The organism is Rodentibacter mrazii, from assembly GCF_001998825.1.
Taxonomy (GTDB): Bacteria; Pseudomonadota; Gammaproteobacteria; order Enterobacterales; family Pasteurellaceae; genus Rodentibacter; species Rodentibacter mrazii.
Genome location: NZ_MLHG01000098.1, coordinates 1 through 2,756, shown reverse-complemented (window position 1 = coordinate 2,756; position 2,756 = coordinate 1). Strand labels below are relative to the sequence as shown.

At 32.5% G+C, this 2,756-nt stretch carries 3 protein-coding genes; all 3 read left to right on the top strand.

The genetic code is table 11. From position 1 onward, the window contains the following. The first annotated feature begins 245 nt into the window (after positions 1-245). From BKK47_RS11455 to BKK47_RS12510, 3 genes are read left to right on the top strand one after another with little or no spacing between them, the layout of a single operon-like run. A complete protein-coding gene (locus BKK47_RS11455; protein ID WP_077494955.1) occupies positions 246-1,379 on the top strand; it encodes a glycosyltransferase in 1,134 nt (377 codons plus the stop codon). A 19-nt stretch (positions 1,380-1,398) separates the two neighbouring features. Continuing rightward, entirely contained in the window at positions 1,399-2,376 is a 978-nt protein-coding gene (locus BKK47_RS11450) for a glycosyltransferase family 2 protein (RefSeq protein ID WP_077494954.1), read from the top strand. A gap of 11 nt (positions 2,377-2,387) precedes the next feature. Next, positions 2,388-2,549 carry a hypothetical protein gene (locus tag BKK47_RS12510; RefSeq protein ID WP_158074773.1) on the top strand — a complete coding sequence of 54 codons (162 nt, stop codon included), beginning with the start codon at positions 2,388-2,390 and terminating at the stop codon, positions 2,547-2,549. Positions 2,550-2,756: the final 207 nt, after the last annotated feature.

Here is a 2,756-nt window from a genome sequence, read left to right as displayed (position 1 = left end):
CATATCTTTTGGCTTCATCATAATCTTCTTTACCAATAAGATTAATATAAGTGTTTGTTAATGCTCTAAGCGTGAGTTCATTAGAGGAATTATTCATCATTATTATTAATTAGTTTTTAGTAGGTCGCTATTATAGCAGATCTAATATGGTTTCTTTGTAAATAAAAGAATAAAACAAGAGCGCAAATAACCATACTTTATTTTATAATATGCCATGAGTTGATTGTTAAAAGTAAATATAGATTATGGCAACAAAATCTGATAAAAAAACCATTTGCCTCAATATGATCGTAAAAAATGAGGCGATAATTATTCGAGAGACTTTAGAAAATATTCTTACTTATGTACCGCTGGATTACTATGTTATTAGTGATACGGGATCTGATGATAATACTGTTGAAATAATAGAACATTTTTTTGCTGAAAAAGGTATTTCGGGTGAGATTCATCATGATCAATGGGTGAATTTCGCACATAATCGTAATCTTGCTTTGCGACATGCGGAAGGTAAAACGGATTATGTATTGATTTTTGATGCAGATGATCGTTTTAATGGTGAATTTGTATTTCCGGATACGCTTATTTATGATCGATATACGCTTCGTATGACAAATGATATGTCGGGAACAAATGTTTATTTTCGTCCTTTAATGTTTATTAATGATGGTTCATTCTATTGGCGTAGTGTTTTACACGAATTCGTGGAACAGCGTAAAAAAACAATCGTTGAATATCCCATTAAAGGAGATTACTACGTTATTAGTGGTCGGTTTGGTGCAAGAAGCCGTAATCCGCAAAAATATTTTCAAGATGCGCAAGTTTTAGAAAAAGCGTTTTATGCCCCTGAAGATGAAGACCTTAAAAATCGCTATGCGTTTTACACGGCACAATCTTATCGTGATGCCAATATGCCGGAAAAAGCGATTGAATGGTATTCCATTCGGGCTAATTTGAGAGGATGGTCTGAAGAAGTTTATTATTCTCTCCTACAAATAGGGCTGATAAAAATAGAATTAAATGCTCCACTCGCTGAAATTCAGCAACTTTTATTGGCTGCTTATGAATATCGCCCTCAACGGGCAGAAAGTCTTTATTTCCTTGCCCGTCATTTACGCCTTAATGATAAAATTAAACTGGCTTATATTTATGCTGCTGCAGCGGTTAATACTCCATTAAGCAAAGATATTTTATTTGTAGATTATTCAGTTTACAGTTGGAAAGCAAAAGATGAATTAGCGGTTGCTGCTTATTGGGTGGAAAACTATCAGCTTTGTTATGATTTATGTCTGGAATTACTTGAAAATTCTTCTATTCCCGAAATAGATAAGCAACGTTTTAGAGAAAACCTTAAGTTTGCAGAAAATAAGTTAAATAATTAAGTATTAACGGGCAACAAATATGAATAAAAAACTGGTTGGTTTAAGTATGATCCGTAATGAAAGCGATATTATTGAGGCTTTTATTCGGCATAATCTCACCTTATTAGATGAACTTCATATTATTGATCATGGTAGCACGGATAACACGAGAGAAATTCTACAATTATTAAAAGAAGAAGGTCTACCTATTTATATTTATTATTATAATGAACTAGCGTTTACCCCTGTTCCTATTTTAAATAATGTTATGCGGCTTTTATTGGAAAAAGATAGTTTAATTGATTATATTTTTCCCTTAGATGCTGATGAATTTATTTATTGTCCTTCTCGAATAAGATTAGAATCATTACTTGATTTTATTCCTGAGGATAGAGTAGGTATGTACACTTGGAGAGGATATATTCCAAATACGACTGAATATAACCCTGATTTTCTAACGTCATTTACCGAACAACGGCAAGAAAATATTTTAACCCCTAAAGTGATTATTCCACGTAAAATTGCAGAGCAACATAAATTGACAATTGGTAGCCATTTTATGGTGAATGAGGCTAATGAGGAGATAAAAAGCGTTGTCTTTTGTGCTTCACAACATCGTCATTTTTACACTTGGTTTATTCAAAAATTTAATGCTGAGTTTATTGAAACGGATGATTTATGGCTTGGGCATTATCCCATTCGTTCCGTTAATCAGCAAATTAAGAAAGTATTAGAAAAATCAATTACCATGGCAATAAAATTTTCAGGTGGGGATGATGTCGCATGGGAAAATCAATTAAAAGATCTGTTAAATAATAATATGATTATTTCTCTTGAGCGATTGCGTCTTATTGCTTACCAATATCGTGCTGATAATATTGAACCGATTCAAGTTTTTCATCAAGAGGCATTAAGGACAGAACGCTTAACGTTTAAATATCTTCATTTAGTTGAGGATTCACCATTACCTACCGTTGCAAGATTGATTCTTGAGCTAACCAATAAATTACGCAAATAACAAGGAAAACAATGAAAGTATTAACTCATCAACTCTCTGTTTCAATGGGTGGCGATTTTTTAGACTTTTGCCAAAAACATGAAGTTATTTTTCATAGTGAAAATTGCTTTTCGGTTAAAAATAATGAAGGTTTGTATTTAACCGCTTTTCCCGATAAAGAGATTACGTTTTAAGCGGAGAACTGTGGCGATTGGGAGAAATTTTATATGTTGGACGATGAGTCAGAGCAGTTGATTGATTTTGCTAAGAATGAGTTAAATTCAAGTTACCGGATATTTTTAGAACGTAACAAAATATACATTATTATTAATGATCATGTCGTTACACCATCTTTTATTCCTCCGGCATCGTTTAATAAAACTAAATGGTATGCTGAATAT

Excerpts from the sequence above, each read along its gene's own strand:
- BKK47_RS11450 (WP_077494954.1), top strand. The coding sequence starts at position 1,399 with ATGAATAAAAAACTGGTTGGTTTAAGTATGATCCGTAATGAAAGCGAT.
- BKK47_RS12510 (WP_158074773.1), top strand. The coding sequence starts at position 2,388 with ATGAAAGTATTAACTCATCAACTCTCTGTTTCAATGGGTGGCGATTTT.
- BKK47_RS11455 (WP_077494955.1), top strand. The coding sequence starts at position 246 with ATGGCAACAAAATCTGATAAAAAAACCATTTGCCTCAATATGATCGTA.